This window comes from Dermacoccus sp. UBA1591, from assembly GCF_002322065.1.
Lineage (GTDB): Bacteria > Actinomycetota > Actinomycetes > Actinomycetales > Dermatophilaceae > Dermacoccus > Dermacoccus nishinomiyaensis.
In genome coordinates this window covers 21,915-27,226 of record NZ_DCNR01000050.1, presented here as the reverse complement: position 1 = coordinate 27,226, position 5,312 = coordinate 21,915, and the positions used below count along the sequence as shown (strand labels likewise).

5 protein-coding genes are annotated in these 5,312 nt (G+C 67.8%); 1 reads left to right on the top strand and 4 read right to left on the bottom strand.

From position 1 onward, the window contains the following. Nucleotides 1-8: 8 nt before the first annotated feature. From B2284_RS05455 to B2284_RS05445, 3 genes are all read right to left on the bottom strand, one after another. Nucleotides 9-968, bottom strand: coding sequence for a phosphotriesterase family protein (locus B2284_RS05455; protein WP_239303814.1), 960 nt, complete (start codon nt 966-968; stop codon nt 9-11). Further along, entirely contained in the window at nt 965-2,464 is a 1,500-nt protein-coding gene (locus B2284_RS05450) for an AMP-binding protein (RefSeq protein WP_286697278.1), read from the bottom strand. The genes B2284_RS05455 and B2284_RS05450 overlap by 4 nt, the downstream gene beginning before the upstream one ends. 179 nt (nt 2,465-2,643) lie before the next feature. Beyond that, the gene (locus tag B2284_RS05445) at nt 2,644-3,351 is read right to left on the bottom strand and encodes a B3/B4 domain-containing protein (RefSeq protein ID WP_074045413.1); all 708 of its coding nucleotides are present in this window, start codon (nt 3,349-3,351) and stop codon (nt 2,644-2,646) included. A gap of 389 nt (nt 3,352-3,740) precedes the next feature. Here B2284_RS05445 and B2284_RS05440 point away from each other — a divergent pair, with 389 nt between their 5' ends. Further along, entirely contained in the window at nt 3,741-4,259 is a 519-nt protein-coding gene (locus B2284_RS05440; protein ID WP_286697277.1) for a M15 family metallopeptidase domain-containing protein, read from the top strand. A gap of 308 nt (nt 4,260-4,567) precedes the next feature. Here B2284_RS05440 and B2284_RS05435 read toward each other — a convergent pair whose 3' ends face one another. Next, nucleotides 4,568-5,200, bottom strand: coding sequence for a hypothetical protein (locus tag B2284_RS05435; protein WP_006945283.1), 633 nt, complete (start codon nt 5,198-5,200; stop codon nt 4,568-4,570). Nucleotides 5,201-5,312 lie beyond the last annotated feature (112 nt).

The window sequence follows — 5,312 nt, the reverse complement described above, 5'->3', positions numbered from 1 at the left end:
CGCCAGGGTCAGCCGCCGAAGTGGCGGCGCGGGTTGTCGACGAGCATCGTCGTGATCTGAGCATCCTCGACGCCGCGCTCACGCAGGGCCGGCAGGACGTCCTCGCTGATGTGGCGGTAGTTCCAGTTCGGCACGGCCGCCTTGCGTGCCTCGGCGGGAAACCAGTCGATGGAACACGACGCGTCATGCGCGAGGACGACGCGCTCGGTGTACCCACGTCGGCACAATTCCGCGACGGTGTCGACGCGTTCTTCGAAGGGCAGCAGCACGTCGAGGCCGAAGCGGTCCATGCCGAGGTAGCTGCCTGCGTCGGCGAGGCGGCACAGGTAGTCGAGGTCCGTCGAGTCGCCGCTGTGACCGATGATGACCCGGCTCAGGTCGGCGCCTTCCTCTGCCAGCACGCGTTGCGCGACGAGCCCCGATTCGCTCGCGGCGTGCGTGTGCACCGTGATCGGCGCGCCGCTCTGCGCGCTCGTCGCGCCGACGGCACGCATGACGCGTTCGACGCCGGGCGTCAGGCCCTGCTCCTCGATGGCGCACTTGAGGAATGCGGCACGCACTCCGGTGTCCGCGATGCCGTCGTTGAGGTCCTTCAGGAAGAGCTGCACCATCGGCTCGGGCTGGTCGAACAGCAGCCCCGGCCCGCTGTGGTGGAACTGGAACGGCACCTCGTTGTAGGTGTAGACGCCCGTCGCGACGATGATGTTCAGCTTCACCTGCTGCGCGATGCGCTGCACCCGGGGGATGTAGCGCCCGAGCCCCAGCACGGTGGGATCCATGATCGTGTCGATGCCGAGCCCCTCGAGCTGCGTCAGCTGCTCGACGGCATCGGCGATCTGGGCCTGCTCGTCCCACTCCGCGTAGTTGAGGCGGTATTCCTCGTTCATCACGAAGATGTGCTCGTGGACGAGAGTCGCACCCATCTGCTCGACTTCGATGGGGCCGGTGACGGTCTGGACCTGCGTCATGGTGTTGCTCCTTCGTCGGTGGTCCATTCGATGGCGCGCTTGAGGATCTTTCCGGTGGCGCCCTTGGGCAGTGCGTCGTCGAAGCGGATGAGGTGGGGCACCTTGTACGCGGACAGCTGCTCCTTGAGCCACGCGCGCAGCTCGTCGGCGCTCAGTTCGCGCCCCGGCGCCAGGACGGCGACGGCTGCGACCTCCTCGCCGTAACGCTCGTCCGGCACGCCGATGACGGCTGCCTCGACGACGTCGGGATGGCTGTAGAGCACCTCCTCGACCTCCCGGGGGTAGACGTTGTACCCACCGCGGATGATGAGGTCCTTCGCCCGGTCGACGATCGCCAGGTAGCCTTCCCCATCGAGACGGCCCAGGTCGCCGGTGCGCAGCCAACCGTCGCTCAGATCCGCGGCGGTGGCCGCCTCGTTGTTCCAGTACCCCTTCATGACCGTCGGGCCCTTGACGAGCACCTGTCCGACCTCACCGACGGGCGCGCGGCCCCCGTCGAGGCTCTCGATGACGATCTCGGTGTCGGGCAGCGCGACGCCGACGGTGCCGGCGCGCTGCTCGATGCCGTCGCGGTGGTAGCTCGCGGCGCCCGTCGTCTCCGTCAGGCCGTACCCCTCGAGGATGGTGCAGGCGAAGCGACGCTCGAAGGCGGCGATGACCTCGACCGGCAGACTCGCACCGCCGGAGGCCGCGAGGCGCAGGTCGGGGCAGTCCTTCGGCCCGAAGTCGCCCTCGACGTGGACGAGGTAGTTCCACATCGTCGGCACACCCGCGACGACGTTGATCTCGTGGTCGCGGATCATCGCCAACATCGCGCGTGGTTCGAAGGGAGAGAGCACCGAGAACGACCCGCCGGCCAGCATGACGGTGTTCATGCACACGCACTGACCGAAGACGTGGAACAGGGGGAGCGCGGTGCCGAACTTCTCCGTCGATGCGAAGTTCAGCTGCGTGATGAACGCGCTCGCCACAGCGAAGAGGTTCGCCACCGTCAGCTGCACCCCCTTGGGGCGGCCGGTCGTGCCGGAGGTGTACAGCAGGATGGCCGTGTCGTCGTCAGCGCGCTCGACCGGCTCGTCGAGCGGAGCCCGCGTGGCGGCGCCGGCGCCGGCATCGAGGATGACGAGGTCCATCGTCAACTTGCTCGCGACGCGTTCGCCAGCCACGGCGCTCGCGTGCCACGCGACGATGTGCCGAGCGCCCGAGTCCGTCGCCACGTATTCGATCTCTGCGGGAGTGGACATCGTGTTGAGAGTCACCACAATCGCCCCGACGGCCTGCGCGGCGTAGTAGGCGACGGCGAACTCCGGAACGGAGGGGGCGATGAGCAGGACTCGGTCGCCCTGGCTGATGCCGCGGTCACGTAGATGCCCCGCGAACGCGGCCACCTTGTCCCGCAGCGTGGCGTAGTTCCAGGTCGTGCTCGGGCTGCGAAGCGCGGGGCGCTCGGGTGCGCCCGTCGCGTGCGTCCAGATCGGGTCGGCCATGTTCGGCATGCGTCACCTCATGTCATCGTGATGTGAATCACGGTAGAGGTGAGAGGCGACTCTTGGGCGTTATTCGGCAGTTCGAGTGAGTCGGCAGGCGCGCGACGTGACGTCGCCCGCCCGGATGTTGCCCGGGAAACGGGGCACCGATGTCGCGAAACCCGGGCACCATCGGCGCCGCCGATGGATCAGAGGATGCGACTCGTCAGCGTCACTCCGGGGCTGACGGCCTCGAGCGCCTCGCACAGGGCGTCGCGCACCTCGGTAGCGCGCTGCTCGCCGTCGCCGGGCTCGACGTCGAGGATGTCGCAGATGAAGATGGCGTTCGTCGTGTCGTACGTCAGACGCGTGCGATAGCACTGACGCCAGTTCCAACGGCGGCAGGTGACGCCGGCGTCGTCCCGCCAGACGACTTCGCCGGCGTCGGGGTGCTCGATCGTCTCGGCGCCCGAGGACATCGTCGAGAACTCCTCGTCGCCGGTGGCGCGCGTGAGGCGCAGCGGACCGTCGTAGGCGTCGAGATCCTCACCGCCGAGGGGCGTCTGGTGACGCACGGACACCGCGTTGTAGGCATCCGTCAGCGCGTTGACGCGGGGGAGGGCGTCGGCTCGGCGCAGCAGCGCCTCCGCCGAGTTGCGTGTGCGCTGCGGTTTCGCGCCGAACGCGCGGTAGGCGTCGCGCCAGGCCGCGATGTGCGGCAGTTCCTCGGGAGGGGTGTGCTCGAGCATGCCGCGTACGTGCTCCTCGGCGGCGAACAGCAGCGTCTCGCTCTCCTCGTTCGACGCACCGCCGTGCAGGCCCCGCGCGACGACGAGAACGGCACGGTAATCGGGGCGCAGTTCGCGCACGGAGTCATCGATGGAAGCGGCTTCGAGCCAGGCGTCGAAAGAAGTCATGGGCCCATTCTCGCGCGGACGGCACGACGCGTGGGTGCCCCCGGGTGGGGCTGTGTCTCGAGGCGGTGGCCGCACCGGTGCTGCCGCAGCGCCCCTGTTCACGGGCGTGACGCACGATCTCCCGCGCCGCGGTGATGTGTGTCACACTCAAGAGCTGATGGCGGGGCGGGCAGCGCGCCGACGAGTGACGGGGGAATTCTGCGATGCAGACACTGACGCGACGTGGCGCGATTCGACACGCCGGCCTCGCTGCGGCGACGACGGCCCTCGTGATCGAAGGGGCGCCGCAGGCTTTCGCAGCGGTTCCTGCGTCGAGGCAGGTGGCCCGTGCGGGGGCAACGTCGGTCCTCGTGCGACGGACGACCGCGACGCTTTCCTACCGCGTCAACGTGCGCGATCAGCCCACGCTGGAACTGCGCGCCCGGATCGTGGGGACTCTGGCGAACACCACGACGCTGACAGGCTCCTACGACGCGAGCGGCCTGTGGTTCCGCATCGCCGAGGGTGCGTTCAAGGGGTGGTGGGTGACGTCCGCAGTCCTCGTCGCGACGACGGCGCGCGCGGTGAACGGCCGTCTGCGGATGTCGGCCGTCACGCGACTGCCGAGCTGGAGCGTCAACGTCAGCAACCTGCCGCACGAGCCGCGGTATCTCTCGCGCGCGGCGGCCGTCGGATATCTCGGACTGGCCGCGGCTTTCAAGGCTCGTTTCGGTGTGGCGCTGACGATCACCGAGGCCTACCGCACCCTGAGCCGCCAGCAGCTGCTGTACCGCACTCTCGGCTACCCCCGCGCGGCCGTCCCCGGCACCTCGAACCACGGGTTGGCAACGCGATCGACTTCGGCTTCGCCCGCACGAACGCGATCAACTCGCCTCTGTACTTCGGGCGTTCTCACGACGTGTGGCTGACGGCCAACTCCAAGCGCTGGGGATTCGACCGCCCCGACTACATGGATCGGCGCGGGTCCAACCCCGAGAGGTGGCACTACAACTTCGTCGGGTGACGGAGGTTGCAACCGCTGGGTGAACCGCGCCGGCCATCAGTTGCTCGACGATTACGCGTCTGCACGAAGCATGTGCCGCACATTCGTCGTGCAGGTGCGTGATGCTCGAGCGGCTCTCGGGGCGGGTGGCAGTTGCCGTCAGTCGACACGCGTCGGCCGCCAGCACCCGTGGGGTACCGGCGGCCGAGATGATGCGTGTGAGGCTGGTCGCGATCAGCCGTGCGGCGTCAGCGTCATGTTGATCGTGTTGCCGGGGCCGGCCACCTGGCTGTTGACGAGGCTCGTCGACAGGCCGCAGTTGGCGAAGTTCGGGATGGTGAACGTGCCCGAGAGGTTGATCGGGTCGAACAAGCCACCCTGCTTGCCCGTCACGGTCAGCGTAATGGGGCTGCTCGTGCGGCAGTTCTTGCCGACGAGGTTGATGAGGCCCTTACCCGTGGCCGAGACATCCTTGATGTGGAGGTTGACCTTCTGGGTCTGCACGATCTTGTGCGTGTTCGGGTCGATCGTTCCGACGGCCTTGCCGACGGGTTCCTGCGAGATCGTCGCGATGGCGATCTGCAGCTTGCCGAGCTTCACCGGCATCTTGAAGTCCTTGAGCATGATGTCGGAGCTCAGGTCGCCCTTCTCGACGTGGAGGGTGGAGAAGGTGAAGCCGGTCGTCGTCGAGGACTGCCCGGACTTCTTGATCGTCGTCGTCGCCGACGTGTCGTAGCCGAGGTTCCAGATGGTGTCCTTCGTCGTGTCGCTCGTCGCGGCCTGGGCGCCGGGCGCAGCCATCGTGACGGTGCCGGCCACGGCGGTGGCGACGAGGGCGATCTTGGCGGTACGGCGTGTGGTGAACATGCTCATCCTTCGATAGTCGATGTGAACCGAGTCACGACGTTAACAAGATCATCACGGCGTCGCCACCGGTTCGAGCTGATTTCACCCACTCAACTTACTTTTTCGTAACCAC